Raw genomic sequence first — 16796 nt, forward strand, 5'->3', positions numbered from 1 at the left:
TCTCGCACCCTTTGTCCGACGCGTGGCCGCCGGGGTCAGGTTGCCCGTCGAGCCGCCGCCGGGGTCAGGTAGCCCGTCGAGCCGCCACGGGGCCCGGCAGCCCCCTCCTGGCTCAGGCAGCCGCCGCGACCTCGTCCTCGACCGTGCGGTTGCGGCCCGCCAGGATGCCCACCACGATCTGCGGCACCATCAGGCCCGCCATGAGCGCGATCGGCAGCCCCCAGCCACCGCTGTGCTGGTAGAGCACGCCCACCAGGAGCGGACCCGGGATCGAGATCAGATAGCCCGTGCTCTGGGCGAAGGCCGAGAGCTTGGCGACGCCCACGCTGCTCTTGGCCCGCATGCCGACCATGGTGAGGGCCAGCGGGAAGGCGCAGTTGGAGACGCCGAGCAGCAGGGCCCAGGCCCAGGCGCCGCTCTCGGGGGCGAGGTAAAGACCCGCGTATCCGGCGAGGCCGCAGGCGCCCAGCACGACCACCACGGGGCCCTGGTTCGGCAGCCGGGTGGCGACCCGCGGGATCACGAAGGCCAGCGGCACGCCCATCGCCATGGTGACGGCGAGCAGCACGCCGGCCTCCCCCGCCGGAACCCCGGCGTCACGGAAGATCTGCGGCATCCAGCCCATCGTGATGTACGCGGCGGTGGCCTGGAGCCCGAAGAAGCAGGCCAGCGCCCACGCCGTACGGCTGCGCGTGATGCGCAGTCCCGCGTCCTCCTGGCGCACCTCGGAGCTGACGTGCTCCGGGGCGGCCGACGCGGCGCTGCGGTCCCGAACGAGCGGCACCCACGGCACCACGGCGACAACGGCGAGCGCCGCCCACACCACGAGTCCGTTCTGCCAACTGCCGCCCAGCGCATCGGTCATGGGCACGGTGATGGCCGCGGCCAGCGATGTGCCGAGGGCCAGCGCCATCGAGTACAACCCGGTCATCGAGCCCACCCGGTCGGGGAACCAGCGCTTGACGATCACGGGCATCAGGACGTTGCTGACCGCGATGCCCATGAGGGCGAGCGCGCTCGCGGCGAGGAAGCCGACGGTGCCGCCGAGGAAGGGGCGGATCGCCAGGCCCGTGGCGATGGCGACCATGCCCGCGCAGACCACCGCGCTGGGACCGAACCGGCGGGCGAGCCGCGGCGCCATCACACCGAAGACCGCGAAACAGAGCGGCGGGACGGAGGTGAGCAGTCCGGCGAGCGTGCCGCTCATGCCGAGCCCGTCACGTACCTCTTCGAGGAGGGAGCCGAGGCTGGTGATGGCCGGACGGAGGTTGAGGGCGGCCAGGACGATGCCGACGATGACGAGACGCGTCGCCCACGCGCGCGTGGGGGGCTGTTTCTCAGCTGCCCCGTTGGCCGCGCCGGTGCGTATCGGTGTCGTCGGTGTCGGTGTCATCGTCGTGGTTTCCTCACTAGCCATGGGGCCATCATAGAATCATGGGATGATTGGCTGTCCAATCCGTTCGCCGATCCGATCGCGTCACATCACCCGTAACCTCGTCCCGCACGGCCCCGCCCGTCATCCCGCGCACGAAGGAACGTCATGCCGCTGACCACCCCTCACCGATCGGCGCTCTCCGAACAGGTCATCGCCGAGCTGCGCAACCAGATCTCCACGGGCGAGTGGCCGGTCGGTTCCCGCATCCCCACCGAGCCCGAGCTGGTCGAGCAGCTGGGCGTGGCGCGCAACACCGTCCGGGAGGCGGTCCGCGCCCTCGCGCACAACGGCCTGCTCGACATCCGGCAGGGATCGGGCACCTACGTGGTCGCGACCAGCGAACTGGCCGGCGTCATGCAGCGCAGGTTCGCCGAGACGGATCCGCGGCACATCGCGGAGCTGCGCAGCACGCTGGAGTCGAGCGCGGCGAAGCTGGCCGCGCAGCGCCGCACGGAGCGCGACCTCAAGCAGCTCGACGCCCTCCTTCAGCGCCGCGAGGAGGCCTGGGCATCGGGCGACGCCGAAGCCTTCGTGGCGGCCGACGCGACCTTCCACCTGGCCGTCGTGGCCGCGTCGCACAACGACGCGATGACGGCGATGTACGCCGACCTCGGCGAGGTGATGGTGGACTGGCTGCGCGAGGACATCGGCGATGAGCTGACCCCCGAGAGCCACATGGACCATGCCCGGCTCGTCGACGCGATCCGCGAGAACGACGCGGAGGCGGCTGCCAAGGAGGCCGCGGGCTACCCCTTCATGTGCCGCAGGGAACTCTTCGAGGACCCGGCCCGACCCTGACTCCCGCGCCCCTGGTCCTCACTTCTCGTGGCTGACCCAGACGGCCCGGATCTCCTTCCAGCACCGTCCGGTGAGCCGTACGGTCTGGGCGGGCCCGGCCGCCACGGAGACTCCGTCGCTGTCGATGTCCCACCACTGCTCGCACTCCAGGTGCAGCCGGACCCGGTCGGTCTCGGGGTACGGGTTGTGGCAGTAGGCGACCGCGTCCGAGCCCTCGACACGGGTGCGGCACTCCGAGCCGAAGGGCCGCGGTTTCGCCGCCTCTTGGGCCTCCACGCGCGCGCGTGGAGGCTCCGCCTCTCCGACGGCATGCGACGCGGCGCCGTACGGCAGGGCGATCAGCAGGGTGAGAGCGGCGAGCACCGCAGGAGGTGACGGGCGCACACTTCAGGGTGCGCGGTCATGCCGCGACCGCGCCTGGCCGGTGGGCCGAACGGGTGACGCCCCGCCTCCCGCGCGGCGCGGGGACGGGGCGTCACATACGTACGAAAATGCCTGGTCAGGCACCCATCATGTGCACGCCGCCGTCGACGTGGATGATCTCGCCGGTCGTCTTCGGGAAGAAGTCCGAGAGCAGCGCGACGATGCCGCGGCCCGCGGGCTCCGGGTCGGCCATGTCCCAGTCCAGCGGGGAACGGGTGTTCCAGACGTCCGCGAGGTCGGCGAAGCCCGGGATGGACTTGGCCGCCATGGAGCCGATCGGGCCCGCGGAGATCATGTTGCAGCGGATGTTCTCCTTGCCCAGGTCACGGGCGAGGTAGCGCGAGGTGGCCTCAAGGGCGGCCTTCGCCGGGCCCATCCAGTCGTACTTCGGCCAGGCGAACTGCGCGTCGAAGGTCAGCCCCACGACGGAGCCGCCGTTCGGCATCAGGGGGCGGCAGGCCATGGTGAGCGACTTCAGGGAGAACGCCGAGACGTGCATGGCCGTCGCGACGTCCTCGAAGGTCGCCTCGAGGAAGTTGAAGGCGCCCTGCGGGGCGAAGCCGATGGAGTGCACGACGCCGTCGAGGCCGCCGAGCTCGTCCTTGACCAGGCCCGCGAGCCGGTCGAGGTGCTCCTGGTTGGTCACGTCGAGCTCGATGACCTTGGCGGGCTTGGGCAGCTTCTTGGCGATGCGCTCGGTGAGCGTGGGGCGCGGGAAGGCGGTGAGGATGACCTCGGCGCCCTGCTCCTGCGCGACCTTGGCCGCGTGGAACGCGATGGAGGACTCCATCAGCACGCCCGTGATCAGGATCTTCTTGCCTTCGAGAATTCCGCTCATGGTGATCAGTGACCCATGCCCAATCCGCCGTCAACGGGGATGACGGCTCCAGTGATGTACGAGGCGTCGTCCGAGGCGAGGAACTTCACCGCGGCGGCGATCTCCTCGGGCTGCGCGTAACGGCCGAGCGGCACCTGCGCCACGATGTTCGACCGCTGCTCGTCGGTGAGCACCTTGGTCATGTCGGTGTCGACGAAACCGGGCGCCACGACGTTGAAAGTGAGGTTGCGCGACCCGAGTTCACGGGCGAGCGAGCGCGCGAAGCCGACCAGGCCCGCCTTGGAGGCGGCGTAGTTCGCCTGCCCCGGGCCGCCCATCAGGCCGACGACGGAGGAGATCAGTACGACGCGGCCCTTCTTGGCGCGCAGCATGCCGCGGTTGGCGCGCTTCACGACACGGAAGGTGCCGGTGAGGTTGGTGTCGAGGACGGACGTGAAGTCCTCCTCGGACATCCGCATGAGGAGCTGGTCCTTGGTGATCCCGGCGTTGGCCACCAGGATCTCGACGGGACCGTGCTTCTCCTCGATCTCCTTGTAGGCCTGCTCCACCTGCTCGGGGTCGGTGATGTCGCACTTGACGGCGAGGACTCCGAGCTCCGTGAGGACCTGGGGCGGTTCACCCGAGCGGTAGGTGATCGCGACCTTGTCGCCGGCGTCGGCGAAGACGCGGGCGATGGCGAGGCCGATGCCCCGGTTTCCTCCGGTGACGAGAACCGAGCGGCTCAACGGATCACCCTTTCGATAGCGGTCTGGTACCTCGAAAACCTATCGGTACGGTGCTCCATACGGAGAATCGACGACCGACAGTGGCGTACCGGACTCGCTGTCGGGTCCCTACAGAAATCTCTGGCCGCCGGGCCCTCACGCGCGACATGATCTGAGCGACCGGTGCCGACAGCAGGGAGACATCCGTGCCTCATTCCATCGATGAAGCCTTCACGGCGCTGCCGCTGAGGGCTCTCGCCGACGCCGCGCTGGCCCGCGCGCGTGCTCTGGGCGCAGACCACGCGGACTTCCGCTTCGAGCGCGTGCGCAGCGCCTCCTGGCGGTTGCGGGACGCCAGGCCGTCCGGCACGTCGGACACCACGGACCTCGGCTACGCGGTCCGGGTCGTGCACGGCGGGACCTGGGGGTTCGCCTCGGGCGTCGATCTGACGATGGACGCGGCGGCGAAGGTGGCGTCTCAGGCCGTGGCGATGGCGAAGCTCTCGGCCAAAGTCATCAAGGCGGCCGGTTCGGACGAGCGGGTCGAACTCGCGCGGGAACCGGTGCACGCCGAGCAGACCTGGGTGTCGTCGTACGAGATCGACCCCTTCTCCGTGCCGGACGAGGAGAAGAGCGGGCTGCTCGCCGAGTGGAGTGCGCGGCTCCTCGCCGCCGACGGCGTCTCGCACGTCGACGCCTCGCTGCTCACCGTGCACGAGAACAAGTTCTACGCGGACACGGCGGGGACGGTGACGACGCAGCAGCGGGTCAGGCTGCACCCGCAGCTCACCGCGGTGGCGGTCGACGGGACGAGCGGCGAGTTCGACTCGATGCGGACCATCGCGCCGCCGGTCGGGCGCGGCTGGGAGTACCTCACGGGGACCGGCTGGGACTGGGACGCGGAGCTCGCGCGCATCCCGGAGCACCTCGCCGAGAAGATGCGGGCGCCGAGCGTGGAGGCCGGCTCGTACGACCTCGTGGTCGATCCCTCCAACCTCTGGCTGACCATCCACGAGTCCATCGGCCACGCCACCGAGCTGGACCGCGCGCTCGGCTACGAAGCGGCGTACGCGGGGACGTCGTTCGCCACCTTCGACCAGCTGGGCAAGCTCGCGTACGGCTCGTCGATCATGAATGTGACGGGCGACAGGACGGCCGAGCACGGACTCGCGACCATCGGGTACGACGACGAGGGCGTGGCCGCGCAGTCCTGGGACCTGGTGAAGGACGGCACCCTGGTCGGCTACCAACTGGACCGGCGCATCGCGAAACTCACCGGCTTCGAGCGGTCCAACGGCTGCGCGTACGCGGACTCCCCCGGCCATGTGCCGGTGCAGCGCATGGCGAACGTGTCGCTCAAGCCGGATCCCGGCGGGCTCTCGACGGAGGACCTGATCGGAGGCGTGGACCGGGGCATCTACGTCGTGGGCGACCGTTCATGGTCGATCGATATGCAGAGGTACAACTTCCAGTTCACCGGGCAGCGCTTCTACCGCATCGAGAACGGCCGCATCACCGGCCAGCTGCGCGATGTCGCGTACCAGGCGACGACCACCGACTTCTGGGGATCGATGACGGCGGTCGGCGGCCCGCAGACCTATGTGCTCGGCGGCGCCTTCAACTGTGGCAAGGCCCAGCCGGGTCAGGTCGCGGCGGTCTCGCACGGCTGCCCGTCGGCCCTGTTCCGGGGCGTGAACATCCTCAACACCACGCAGGAGGCGGGTCGATGAGCGGCGACCACAAGACCGGCTGGGGGTCCGGGGGTCGTCCCCCGGGAAAGCACAGTCTCAACACCACGCAGGAGGCCGGGCGATGAGCCGTACCAGCAAGCCTTACGAGATCGTCGAGCGCGCCCTCGAACTGTCCACCGCCGACGGCTGCGTCGTCATCGCCGACGAGCAGTCGACCGCGAACCTGCGCTGGGCGGGCAACGCCCTGACCACGAACGGCGTCACCCGTGGCCGCACCCTCACCGTCGTCGCGACCGTCGACGGCAAGGAAGGGACCGCGTCCGGCGTCGTCTCGCGCTCGGCGGTGACCGCCGCCGACCTCGAACCCCTGGTCCGCGCCGCCGAGCACGCCGCGCGCGGGGCGGGTCCCGCCGAGGACGCGCAGCCGCTGGTGGCCGGGGGCAAGGAGTCCGCGGACTTCAGGGACGCGCCCCTGGAGACGTCCTCCGCCGTCTTCGACGACTTCGCCCCGGCGCTCGGCGAGGCGTTCGCCGCGGCCGGAGCGGGCGGACGCGAGCTGTACGGCTTCGCGAACCACGAACACACGACGAGCTACCTCGGTACGTCGACGGGGCTGCGCCTGCGGCACGATCAGCCGAGCGGCACCCTGGAACTCAACGCCAAGTCCCCCGACCGCACGAAGTCCGCGTGGGCGGGCCGCGCGACCCGGGACTTCAAGGATGTGGACCCGGCGGCGCTCGACGCTGAGCTCGCCAAGCGCCTGGGGTGGGCCCAGCGGCGCATCGACCTGCCCGCCGGGCGGTACGAGACGCTGCTCCCGCCGACCGCCGTGGCCGACCTGCTGATCTACCAGCTGTGGTCGGCGTCGGCCAGGGACGCCGCCGAGGGCCGCACGGTGTTCTCCAGGCCCGGCGGCGGCACCCGCGTCGGCGACCGGCTTGCCGAGCTGCCCCTGACGCTGCGCAGCGACCCGAACGAGCCGGGCCTTCAGTCCGCGCCGTTCGTGCTCGCGCACGCGTCGGGCGGCGACTCGTCCGTCTTCGACAACGGGCTGCCGCTGGCCGCCACCGACTGGATGCGCGCGGGCGAGCTCGCGCATCTGACCAGCACCCGGCACAGCGCGTCCCTGACCGGCCTGCCGGTGGCCCCCGCCATCGACAACCTCATCCTGGACGGCGGCACGGACCGCTCCCTGGAGGAGATGGTCGCGGGCACGGAGCGCGGGCTGCTCCTGACCTGCCTCTGGTACATCCGCGAGGTCGACCCCGCGACCCTGCTGCTCACCGGGCTCACCCGGGACGGCGTCTATCGCGTCGAGAACGGCGAGGTCGTGGGCGAGGTGAACAACTTCCGCTTCAACGAGTCGCCGGTGGACCTGCTCTCGCGGGCCTCGGAGGCCGGGCGTACGGAGAAGACGCTGCCCAGGGAGTGGGGCGACTGGTTCACCAGGGCCGCGATGCCCGCCCTGCGCATCCCCGACTTCAACATGAGCTCGGTCAGCCAAGGCGTGTGACGCCCATAGACTGGCCGGTGCCAGCCGGTACCGGCCAGAAGCCTCAAGCCCTTCGACCGGCCAGAAACCTTTCAAGGAGACACAAGACCGTGACGGACATCGTCGACGAGCTGAAGTGGCGGGGTCTTTTCGCCCTGTCCACGGACGAAGATGCACTGCGCAAGGCGCTCGCGGACGGCCCCGTCACGTTCTATTGCGGATTCGACCCGACCGCGGCCAGCCTGCACGTCGGGCATCTGGTGCAGGTCCTCACCGTCCGCAGGCTCCAGCAGGCGGGCCACCGCCCGCTGGCGCTCGTCGGCGGTGCCACGGGCCAGATCGGTGACCCGCGGCCGACCGCCGAGCGCACCCTGAACGACCCGGAGACGGTCGCGAACTGGGTGGCCCGCCTGCGCTCGCAGATCGAGCCGTTCCTGTCCTTCGAGGGCGAGAACGCCGCGGTGATGGTGAACAACCTGGACTGGACCGCGGGGATGTCCGCGATCGAGTTCCTGCGGGACATCGGCAAGCACTTCCGTGTCAACAAGATGCTGACCAAGGACTCCGTGGCCCGCCGCCTGGAGTCCCAGGAGGGCATCTCGTACACGGAGTTCAGCTACCAGCTCCTGCAGGGCATGGACTTCCTGGAGCTCTACCGGCGCTACGGCTGCACGCTGCAGACCGGCGGCAGCGACCAGTGGGGCAACCTCACCGCGGGCATCGACCTGATCCACCGCCTGGAGCCGGACGCCACGGTGCACGCCGTCGGCACGCCGCTGATGGTCAAGGCGGACGGCACCAAGTTCGGCAAGTCCGAGAGTGGCGCCGTCTGGCTCGACCCGCAGATGACGACGCCGTACGCGTTCTACCAGTTCTGGCTGAACGTGGACGACCGGGACGTCTCGACGTACATGCGCATCCTCAGCTTCAAGTCCCGCGAGGAGCTCGAGGAGATCGAGAAGCTCACCGAGGAGCGCCCGCAGGCCCGTGCAGCCCAGCGCGCGCTCGCCGAGGAGCTGACGACGCTGGTGCACGGCGCCGACCAGTGCGCCGCGGTCATCGCCGCGTCCAAGGCGCTGTTCGGCCAGGGTGAGCTCGGCGACCTCGACGAGGCGACGCTGAGCGCGGCCCTCTCCGAGCTGCCGCGCGTCCAGGTCACGGAGCTCGGCCCGGTGGTGGACCTCCTCGCGGAGGTCGGCCTGGTGGCGAGCAAGTCCGCGGCCCGGCGCACGGTCAAGGAGGGCGGGGCCTACGTGAACAACACGAAGGTCGCATCCGAGGACGCCGTCCCGTCCCGCGACGAGCTCCTGCACGGGCGCTGGCTCGTGCTCCGCCGCGGCAAGAAGAACCTGGCGGGCGTCGAGGTCACCGCCGCCACCGAGGTCACCGCGGGCTGATCCGCGAACCCATAAGCACGCGTGAAGGGGCCGGCCCGATGGACCGGCCCCTTTCGCATGCCGCGTGGCGGGGGCAGGTCAGGCGCGTTGCCTGTTGCCCTTGATCATCTTGTACGCCATGTCTCCGACGCCGACGACGACGAGGGCCGCCACGAGCTGCAGGGCGTGCCGCCCCCAGTCGATGCCCTTGGTGTCCTCGATGCCGAACGCGGAGGCAAGCGAGTTGCCGATGATCGCGCCGATGATGCCGAAGATCGTGGTCAGCCAGAGCGGACTGTGCTGCTTACCGGGCAGGATCGCCTTGGCGATCAGTCCCAGCACGAATCCCACGACGATGGCCCACAACCAGCTCATAGCTGCCTCCTCATTCGGCTCAACATGAGCATTACGGCAAGTCTCGACCGATCCTCCATACGGCGCATGTCGGGCACCCCCATACGTGGCATGACGCAGACAGGACACCGAGAAGAGGCCCGCCCCGGTCTCGAAGGCTGCGCAGCCCAGGCGTAACGTGGAGCGGGTCCGGGCCGGGGAGCGCCCGGCTTCTTGTGAGCAGGCGGTGGAATGTGATGCGGAAGCAGAGCGGCGCCCAGGTCTTCCGGATCACAGGGGCCCGGCAGGGACTCGCGGACGACGTGCGCGGCCGGCAGCGGCGGTACGTGATCTCGATGTCGATCCGTACTCTTTCGGTCATTGCCGCGGCGGTGCTGTGGAACGTCGAGCGGCACGTGGCCTTCGTCGCCCTGGTGCTCGGCATCCTCCTGCCGTACATCTCCGTGGTGATCGCCAACGCGGGCCGGGAGAACGCCCCTTCACTGCCGTCGACCTTCGTACCGGCGCCGTCCCGGCCGATGCTCGCGCAACCGCCCCTGCGCGCCGAGTCCGCGGAATCCGTCCCGGAAGCCGGCGCGGGCCCCGCGACGGGCGAGCCCGACGCTCCGTACGGCCACCGGAACTGACCGTCGACGTTGCGCCAAGCTCAAGAAAAGCTCAGATCAATCATGTAGTTCCGGTGCCAGGCACCGGGTCCCCCATGACATACTTCGTACGCGCTCCGCATCCCCCGTCGGAGCGACAGACCGACGCCGGGCAGCTCCCCCCGTGGCTGCTCGGCGTCGCCTTGTTTTGAACGCACTTGGACGTTACTCGTGAGCGACGAAACACCGATCTGTTCCGCCAAGGGCTGCCGCGCCGCCGCGGTGTGGGTGCTCGCGTGGAACAACCCGAAGATCCACACTCCGGAGCGCCGCAAGACGTGGCTCGCCTGTGCGGAACACCGCGAGCACCTCTCCCAATTCCTGGGCGTACGCGGCATGTTGAAGGATGTCGTGCCGCTCGCCGAGTGGGAGACACGGGAGAGCTAGCGCGAGCTAGCCGCCGATCGCCGACATCGGGCGGTCGGGCTGCAGGAACGTCGGGTCGTCGAGGCCCGAGCCCGCCTTCTTGCCCCACATCGCGAGCTTCCATATGCGCGCGATCGCCTCGTCCGAGCCGTCTGCGTCGTCGGCGCTGTCCTCCCCATTGGCCCGCAGAGCCGCCCTCAGGTCGGTCTCCTCCGTGGCGAACAGGCAGGTGCGGACCTGGCCGTCGGCCGTGAGCCGGGTGCGGTCGCAGGCCGAGCAGAACGGGCGGGTGACGGAGGCGATGACGCCGACGCGATGCGGGCCGCCGTCCACGAGCCAGCGCTCGGCCGGCGCGGAGCCGCGCTCGCCGGAGCCCTCCTCGGTGAGCTCGAAGCGCGTACGCAGCGACTGCAGGATGTCACCGGCGGTGATCATGCCGTCGCGCTTCCAGCCGTGCTGGGCGTCCAGGGGCATCTGCTCGATGAACCGCAGTTCGTAGTCGTTCTCGACGGCCCAGGCGAGGAGGTCGGGGGCCTCGTCGTCGTTCAGGCCCGGCATCAGGACCGTGTTGACCTTGACCGGGGTCAGGCCCGCGTCGCGGGCAGCCTCCAGGCCTTCGAGGACGTCCTTGTGACGGTCGCGGCGGGTGAGGGTCTTGAAGACGTCCGGGCGCAGGGTGTCCAGGGAGACGTTCACCCGGTCCAGGCCCGCGGCCTTGAGGGCGGCGGCGGTGCGCTTGAGGCCGATGCCGTTCGTCGTCAGGGACATCCTGGGGCGCGGCTCCAGCTGGGCGCAGCGCTCGACGATGCCGACGAGGCCGGGGCGCAGGAGCGGCTCGCCGCCGGTGAAGCGGACCTCGGTGATGCCGAGCTGCGTCACGGCGATCCGGATGAGGCGCACGATCTCGTCGTCACTGAGGAGCTCGGACTTGGACAGCCACTGCAGGCCTTCTTCGGGCATGCAGTACGTGCACCGCAGATTGCACTTGTCGGTCAGCGAAACCCGCAGATCGGTGGCCACTCGGCCGTAGGTGTCGATGAGCACGTGGGCCCCCTCCCTGATCCTGTTCAGCCAGTCCGGTTCCTATACAACGAGCCTACGTGACGTGACCGACATCGACGGGGGCCCGATCCCACGAGGAGCGGCACGGCCGCGTCGTAGAGATCTACCAACGATCTACGACGCGGCCGCTGACCTGCACGTTCCGGGGGGATCAGTGCGCTCCGGTTCCCGTCAGGGACCGTACCTCCAGCTCCGCGTACTTGCCCTTGTCCGCCTCCTCCTTCGACAGCATCGTGCCGAGCCAGCCGAGCAGGAAGCCCAGCGGGATGGAGATCAGGCCCGGGTTCTCCAGGGGGAAGAAGTCGAAGTTGGCGTCGGGGAACATCGAGGTGGGCTTGCCCGAGACGACCGGCGAGAACAGCACGAGGCCGACCGCGGCCACCAGTCCGCCGTAGATGGACCAGAGCGCGCCCTGCGTGGTGAACCGCTTCCAGAAGAGGCTGTAGAGGATCGTCGGCAGGTTCGCGGAGGCCGCGACGGCGAAGGCGAGGGCGACCAGGCCCGCCACGTTGAGGTCACGGGCCAGGGCGCCGAGGGCGATGGAGACGATGCCGATGAAGACGGTCGACCAGCGAGCGGCCTTCATCTCCTCCTTCTCGGTGGCCTTGCCCTTCTTGATGACGTTGGCGTAGATGTCGTGCGCGAACGACGAGGACGAGGCGAGGGTCAGACCGGCGACGACCGCGAGGATCGTGGCGAAGGCGACCGCGGAGATCACCGCGAGCAGGAGCGCGCCACCGGTGGAGTCGCCACCGCCGCCGATCTCCAGGGCGGCGAGCGGCGCCGCGGTGTTGCCCGCCTTGTTCGAGGCGATGATGTCGCCGGGCTTGAGCAGGGCGGCGGCGCCGAAGCCGAGGACGATCGTCATCAGGTAGAAGGAGCCGATGATGCCGATGGCCCAGTTCACGGACTTACGCGCGGCCTTGGCCGTGGGCACCGTGTAGAAGCGGATCAGGATGTGCGGCAGTCCCGCGGTGCCGAGCACCAGGGCGATGCCGAGCGAGAGGAAGTCCAGCTTCGAGGTGCCGCTCACGCCGTACTTGAGACCGGGCTCCAGGAAGGCCGAGCCCTTGCCGCTGTTGGAGGCGGCGGTGCCGAGCAGGTCGGAGACGTTGAAATTGAACTTCAGCAGGATCAGGAAGGTGATCAGGATGGTGCCCGCGATGAGCAGCACGGCCTTGACCATCTGCACCCAGGTGGTGCCCTTCATGCCGCCGATGGTGACGTAGACGATCATCAGAACGCCGACGAGTGCGACGATCAGGATCTTGCCCGCGTCGCTGGTGATGCCGAGCAGCAGCGAGACCAGGACGCCCGCGCCCGCCATCTGCGCCAGCAGGTAGAAGATCGAGACGACGATCGTGGAGGTGCCCGCGGCGGTGCGCACCGGACGCTGGCGCATGCGGAAGGCCAGCACGTCGCCCATCGTGTAGCGGCCGGAGTTGCGCAGCGGCTCGGCGACCAGGAGCAGCGCCACCAGCCAGGCGACGAGGAAGCCGATGGAGTACAGGAAGCCGTCGTACCCGAAGAGCGCGATGGCGCCCGCGATGCCGAGGAAGGACGCGGCGGACATGTAGTCGCCGGAGATCGCCAGGCCGTTCTGGAAGCCGGTGAACTGGCGGCCGCCCGCGTAGAAGTCGGCGGCGCTCTTGGTCTGGCGCCCCGCCCAGACGGTGATGAAGAGGGTCGCGACGACGAAGGCCGCGAAGAGGCTGATGATCAGCGCCCGGTGCTCGGAGGCGTCGGAGGCCGCGGCCAGGACAGTGGTGTTCAGCGCGGGGCTCATGCGCCGCCCTCCATACGGGACTTGATCGCGTCGGCCTTGGGGTCGAGCTTGGTGGCCGCGTGGCGGGAGTACCACCAGGCGATGAGGAACGTGGTCAGGAACTGCCCGAGGCCAAGGACAAGGGCGACGTTGATGTTGCCGAAGAGCTTGGTGCCCATGAAGTCGCCCGCGTAGTTGGAGAGCAGGACGTACACGAGGTACCAGGCGATGAAGGCGATGGTCAGCGGGAAGGCGAAGGAGCGGTGCGCCTTGCGGAGTTCACCGAACTCGGGGCTCGCTTGCTCCTGGAGGAACTCTTCCGTGGACGGCGCGTGCGGAGCGGGGGTTTCTCCGTCCTTGGACGGTGGGGATGCATCGGGGGCCACGGAGTCTTCTCCTCGTGGTGCGGGTGCGGTGGGGACGGACAGCTGATCCATGGGCTCTCTCTGGTCCGGCAGTGACGCGGATCACGTGAGCCACGGATGGCGATGCTAAGGCCATGGGACGTGATCCGACAGGGGTCGATGTTGCTTCCGTTACCTGTTCAACGTCACGACGGCACGCCCGGCGCGGGGTTACGCGCCGATTTCTTCCGGAATCCATTGCTGGCCTGGGAGTTCGGGGGATAGCTTCACTCTGCACGCCCCGTCATGTACCTGCCCGATCACTTGATGTGTTCGGGCAGTTCACGTATCCGGATGATGTGGAGATCCCATGGCTCATCTGCGTTCCAGACGTCGCATCGCGCTCACCGTGCCCCTCGGCATCGCGCTCGCGGCGTCGGTCGGCTTCGCTCCGGGCATCGCGACCGCGGCCCCCGACGCACCCGCCACCGCGTCGGCGAAGGCCGAGGCCCCGAAGCTCGCGTACGTCGTCAACACCCGCACGGACTCCAAGACGATCGCCTACGTCAAGAAGGCGATCGCCAGGGCGGACGGCTCCATCGTCGTCACGTACCCGAAGATCGGCGTCATCGTCGTGCACTCGGCCAACCCCGACTTCGGCAAGCAGCTGCGCAAGGTCAAGGGGGTCCAGTCCGCGGGCGCGACCCGCACCTCGCCCCTGACGGCCGCGGGCACCACGGAGGAGGGTGCGCCGACCCTCCTGTCGAAGGCCGAGGCCAAGTCGCTGAAGGCGAAGGCGGATGCGGGCGCCGAACCGCTCGAAGCGGACCAGTGGGATCTGCGTGCGATAGGCGCCGACAAGGCGGCGAAGATCAACCCGGGCAGCAAGAAGGTCACCGTCGGCGTCATCGACACCGGAGTCGACGACACCCACCCGGACCTCGCGCCCACCTTCTCGGCCTCGCAGTCGGCGAGCTGTGTCGGCGGCAAGGCGGACACCTCGCCCGGCGCCTGGCGCCCGGAGAAGCCGGACCACTACCACGGCACGCACGTGGCGGGCGAGATAGCCGCCGCCCGCAACAATGTGGGTGTCGCGGGTGTAGCCCCCGGCGTGAAGGTCGCGGGCATCAAGGTGGCCGACCCGGTCAGCGAGCTGTTCTTCCCGGAGAGCGTCGTCTGCGCCTTCGTGTTCGCCGCCGACAAGGGCATCGAGATCACGAACAACAGCTACTACGTGGACCCGTGGCTCTACAACTGCATGGACGACCCGGACCAGCGGGCCATCGTCGACGCGGTCAACCGCGCGCAGCTGTACGCCCAGAAGAAGGGCACCCTGAACCTCGCGTCGGCGGGCAACTCCAACCACGACCTCGCCTCCGACGAGATCCTGGACGACTCGAGCCCGGACGACTCGACGCCGGTGCCGCGCACCATCGACCCCTCCGAGTGCTTCGACATCCCGACGCAGCTGCCGGGTGTGGTCACGGTCAGCGCGACCGGCGTGCAGAACCTCAAGTCGTACTACTCGACGTACGGCAAGGGCGTCATCGACGTCGCGGCTCCGGGCGGCGACGCACGTCAGATCCCGGCCGACACCCCGTCGAAGAACGGCCGCATCCTCTCCACGATGCCGGGCAACCAGTACGGCTGGCTGCAGGGCACCTCGATGGCGTCGCCGCACGCGTCGGGCGTGGCCGCGCTCCTGAAGTCGACGCACCCCAAGGCGAGCCCCGCGGAGCTCCAGCGGCTGCTCAAGAAGCAGGCCGACAACCCGGGCTGCCCGACGGAGCCGTACGACCCGGACGGTGACGGCAAGGTCGACGCGGTCTGCGAGGGCTCCAAGAACAAGAACGGCTTCTACGGCAGCGGGATCGTCGACGCGCTCGACGCCGTGAAGAAGTGAGGGGCATTCGCAGCATGACCGCACCTTTCACGCGCTCCCGGCGCGTGCTCGCACTCCCGCTCGGCATGGCGGTGGCCTCGGCCGTCGCCTTCCTGCCGGGCACGGCCTCGGCCCAGCCCGATGCCGCGTCTCAGCCGGGCGGCCCGGTGTCGTCCGTCGTGTCCACCGTCGGCTCCTCGCTCACCGACGGCACGTCGATGAGCTACGTCGTCAACGTCCGCTCCGGGCACGGCGGTTCACCGTCCGCCAAGACGTCGGCGTACGTGAAGAGGGCCATCTCCAAGGCGGGCGGCAAGGTCGTCATCGCGTACGACAGGATCGGCGTGATCGTCGTCCACGCGTCGGACGCGGACTTCGCCAAGAAGATCCGCAAGGTGAAGGGCGTCGCGTCGGCGGGGGCCACCCGTACGGCTCCGCTGTCCGCGCAGTCCGACGACGCCCTTGAGGCCGACCGGCCCCTGACCGCCGCCGAGGCGAAGCAGGCGGCCGGGCGGGCGGGTGCGGGCCAGGACGAGCTGGAGCCGCTCCAGTGGGATCTGCCCGCCATCAAGGCGGACAAGGCCCACAAGGAGTCGCTGGGCAGTTCCAGGGTCACCGTCGGCGTCCTGGACTCCGGTGTGGACGACACGCACCCGGACATCGCGCCGAACTTCGACGCGAAGGCGTCCGCGAGCTGTCTGGGCGGCGTGCCCGTGCAGAAGGACAGCGCGTGGCGTCCGGTGAGCGGGGAGAGCGACCACGGCATGCACGTGGCGGGCACCATCGCCGCCGCGAAGAACGGCACCGGCGTCACCGGTGTCGCTCCGGGCGTGAAGGTGGCGAGCCTGAAGGTGGCCGAGCCGGCGACCGGCATGTACTACACGGAGGCCGTGGTCTGCGGCTTCATGTGGGCGGCCGATCACGGTGTCGACGTCACCAACTCCAGCTACTACACCGACCCGTGGCTGTTCAACTGCAAGACGGACGCCGACCAGAAGGCCCTGGTCGACGCCGTCGGGCGGGCCACGCGGTACGCGGAGCGCAAGGGCGCGGTGAACGTCGCGGCGGCCGGCAACGCCGAGACGGACCTGGCGCAGGAGGAGATCGTCGACGACTCGAGCCCGGACGACACGACGCCCACGGAGCGGGTCATCAAGACCGCGGACTGCCTCGACCTTCCGTCGCAGCTTCCGGGTGTGGTGACCGTCTCGGCCACGGGCGCGAAGGGCATCAAGTCCTCGTACTCGAACTACGGCAAGGGCGTCATCGACATCGCGGCGCCCGGCGGTGACTCGACGAAGTTCCAGACACCGGACGCGCCGGCCACGGACGGCCGCATCCTGTCGACGCTGCCCGGGGGCAAGTTCGGCTACAAGGCGGGTACGTCGATGGCGTCTCCGCACGCCGCGGGCGTGGCTGCGCTCATCAAGTCGGCCCACCCGTACGCGTCTTCGTCGAAGGTGAAGGCGTTGCTCCACGGCGAGGCCGACGCCATGAAGTGCACCGATCCGTACGACATCGACGGCGACGGCAAGGTCGACGCGGTGTGCGCGGGCGGCAAGAACAAGAACGGCTTCTACGGCGTGGGCCTGATCGACGCCTTGGACGCCGTGCGGAAGTAG

16 protein-coding genes are annotated in these 16796 nt (G+C 69.5%); 8 read left to right on the forward strand and 8 right to left on the reverse strand.

The features are described 5' to 3' along the window. Positions 1–112: 112 nt before the first annotated feature. Positions 113–1417: a CynX/NimT family MFS transporter gene (locus ACIBCK_RS00105; RefSeq protein ID WP_399385834.1), complete on the reverse strand. Its 1305-nt coding sequence runs from the start codon at positions 1415–1417 to the stop codon at positions 113–115. Between the two features lie 123 nt (positions 1418–1540). Between ACIBCK_RS00105 and ACIBCK_RS00110 the strand changes: the two genes are divergently transcribed. Next, entirely contained in the window at positions 1541–2233 is a 693-nt protein-coding gene (locus ACIBCK_RS00110; RefSeq protein WP_399385835.1) for a FadR/GntR family transcriptional regulator, read from the forward strand. 18 nt (positions 2234–2251) lie between these two features. On the opposite strand, the gene ACIBCK_RS00115 is transcribed toward ACIBCK_RS00110, so the two are convergent. The 3 genes from ACIBCK_RS00115 to fabG all read right to left on the reverse strand — a co-directional run bounded on the left by ACIBCK_RS00115 (position 2252) and on the right by fabG (position 4219). Then, positions 2252–2596, reverse strand: a complete 345-nt coding sequence (locus ACIBCK_RS00115; protein WP_399385836.1) for a hypothetical protein — start codon at positions 2594–2596, stop codon at positions 2252–2254. 136 nt (positions 2597–2732) lie between these two features. After that, positions 2733–3494, reverse strand: a complete 762-nt coding sequence (gene fabI / locus ACIBCK_RS00120) for an enoyl-ACP reductase FabI (RefSeq protein WP_399385837.1) — start codon at positions 3492–3494, stop codon at positions 2733–2735. A 5-nt stretch (positions 3495–3499) separates the two neighbouring features. Beyond that, positions 3500–4219: a 3-oxoacyl-[acyl-carrier-protein] reductase gene (fabG, locus tag ACIBCK_RS00125; RefSeq protein WP_399385838.1), complete on the reverse strand. Its 720-nt coding sequence runs from the start codon at positions 4217–4219 to the stop codon at positions 3500–3502. A 185-nt stretch (positions 4220–4404) separates the two neighbouring features. Between fabG and ACIBCK_RS00130 the strand changes: the two genes are divergently transcribed. The 3 genes from ACIBCK_RS00130 to tyrS all read left to right on the forward strand — a co-directional run bounded on the left by ACIBCK_RS00130 (position 4405) and on the right by tyrS (position 8778). Further along, complete coding sequence (locus ACIBCK_RS00130; RefSeq protein WP_399385839.1) at positions 4405–5928, forward strand: TldD/PmbA family protein; 1524 nt, start codon at positions 4405–4407, stop codon at positions 5926–5928. Between the two features lie 82 nt (positions 5929–6010). Further along, entirely contained in the window at positions 6011–7402 is a 1392-nt protein-coding gene (locus ACIBCK_RS00135) for a metallopeptidase TldD-related protein (protein ID WP_399385840.1), read from the forward strand. Positions 7403–7491: 89 nt separating this feature from the next. Continuing rightward, on the forward strand, positions 7492–8778 hold the full coding sequence (gene tyrS / locus ACIBCK_RS00140) for a tyrosine--tRNA ligase (RefSeq protein ID WP_399385841.1): 1287 nt from the start codon (positions 7492–7494) through the stop codon (positions 8776–8778). A 78-nt stretch (positions 8779–8856) separates the two neighbouring features. Here the strand turns inward: tyrS and ACIBCK_RS00145 are convergent, their stop codons facing one another. Beyond that, complete coding sequence (locus ACIBCK_RS00145; RefSeq protein WP_365827039.1) at positions 8857–9132, reverse strand: GlsB/YeaQ/YmgE family stress response membrane protein; 276 nt, start codon at positions 9130–9132, stop codon at positions 8857–8859. A 215-nt stretch (positions 9133–9347) separates the two neighbouring features. On the opposite strand from ACIBCK_RS00145, the gene ACIBCK_RS00150 reads away from it, so the two are divergent. Next, on the forward strand, positions 9348–9737 hold the full coding sequence (locus tag ACIBCK_RS00150; RefSeq protein ID WP_399385842.1) for a DUF3099 domain-containing protein: 390 nt from the start codon (positions 9348–9350) through the stop codon (positions 9735–9737). A 189-nt stretch (positions 9738–9926) separates the two neighbouring features. After that, positions 9927–10142: a hypothetical protein gene (locus ACIBCK_RS00155; RefSeq protein WP_399385843.1), complete on the forward strand. Its 216-nt coding sequence runs from the start codon at positions 9927–9929 to the stop codon at positions 10140–10142. Between the two features lie 6 nt (positions 10143–10148). Here ACIBCK_RS00155 and moaA read toward each other — a convergent pair whose 3' ends face one another. The 3 genes from moaA to ACIBCK_RS00170 form a co-directional block, all read right to left on the reverse strand. Further along, positions 10149–11165 carry a GTP 3',8-cyclase MoaA gene (gene moaA, locus ACIBCK_RS00160; protein WP_399385844.1) on the reverse strand — a complete coding sequence of 339 codons (1017 nt, stop codon included), beginning with the start codon at positions 11163–11165 and terminating at the stop codon, positions 10149–10151. Positions 11166–11334: 169 nt separating this feature from the next. Continuing rightward, positions 11335–12969, reverse strand: coding sequence for a cation acetate symporter (locus ACIBCK_RS00165; protein WP_399385845.1), 1635 nt, complete (start codon positions 12967–12969; stop codon positions 11335–11337). Next, positions 12966–13334, reverse strand: a complete 369-nt coding sequence (locus ACIBCK_RS00170) for a DUF485 domain-containing protein (RefSeq protein ID WP_399385846.1) — start codon at positions 13332–13334, stop codon at positions 12966–12968. Before ACIBCK_RS00170 ends, ACIBCK_RS00165 begins: the two co-directional genes overlap by 4 nt. A 328-nt stretch (positions 13335–13662) precedes the next feature. Here ACIBCK_RS00170 and ACIBCK_RS00175 point away from each other — a divergent pair, with 328 nt between their 5' ends. Beyond that, a complete protein-coding gene (locus ACIBCK_RS00175) occupies positions 13663–15195 on the forward strand; it encodes a S8 family peptidase (protein WP_399385847.1) in 1533 nt (510 codons plus the stop codon). 14 nt (positions 15196–15209) lie between these two features. Continuing rightward, positions 15210–16796 (forward strand): S8 family peptidase, encoded by a 1587-nt coding sequence (locus tag ACIBCK_RS00180; RefSeq protein ID WP_399385848.1) that lies wholly within the window; start codon positions 15210–15212, stop codon positions 16794–16796.

It is taken from the genome of Streptomyces sp. NPDC051218 (genome assembly GCF_044455475.1).
Lineage (GTDB): Bacteria > Actinomycetota > Actinomycetes > Streptomycetales > Streptomycetaceae > Streptomyces.

Bases quoted from the DNA above. Each gene is read 5' to 3' on its own strand.
- ACIBCK_RS00105 (WP_399385834.1), bottom strand. From the start codon at position 1,417: ATGGCTAGTGAGGAAACCACGACGATGACACCGACACCGACGACACCG.
- ACIBCK_RS00110 (WP_399385835.1), top strand. From the start codon at position 1,541: ATGCCGCTGACCACCCCTCACCGATCGGCGCTCTCCGAACAGGTCATC.
- fabI (WP_399385837.1), bottom strand. From the start codon at position 3,494: ATGAGCGGAATTCTCGAAGGCAAGAAGATCCTGATCACGGGCGTGCTG.
- ACIBCK_RS00135 (WP_399385840.1), top strand. From the start codon at position 6,011: ATGAGCCGTACCAGCAAGCCTTACGAGATCGTCGAGCGCGCCCTCGAA.
- ACIBCK_RS00145 (WP_365827039.1), bottom strand. From the start codon at position 9,132: ATGAGCTGGTTGTGGGCCATCGTCGTGGGATTCGTGCTGGGACTGATC.
- ACIBCK_RS00150 (WP_399385842.1), top strand. From the start codon at position 9,348: ATGCGGAAGCAGAGCGGCGCCCAGGTCTTCCGGATCACAGGGGCCCGG.
- ACIBCK_RS00165 (WP_399385845.1), bottom strand. From the start codon at position 12,969: ATGAGCCCCGCGCTGAACACCACTGTCCTGGCCGCGGCCTCCGACGCC.
- ACIBCK_RS00175 (WP_399385847.1), top strand. From the start codon at position 13,663: ATGGCTCATCTGCGTTCCAGACGTCGCATCGCGCTCACCGTGCCCCTC.
- ACIBCK_RS00180 (WP_399385848.1), top strand. From the start codon at position 15,210: ATGACCGCACCTTTCACGCGCTCCCGGCGCGTGCTCGCACTCCCGCTC.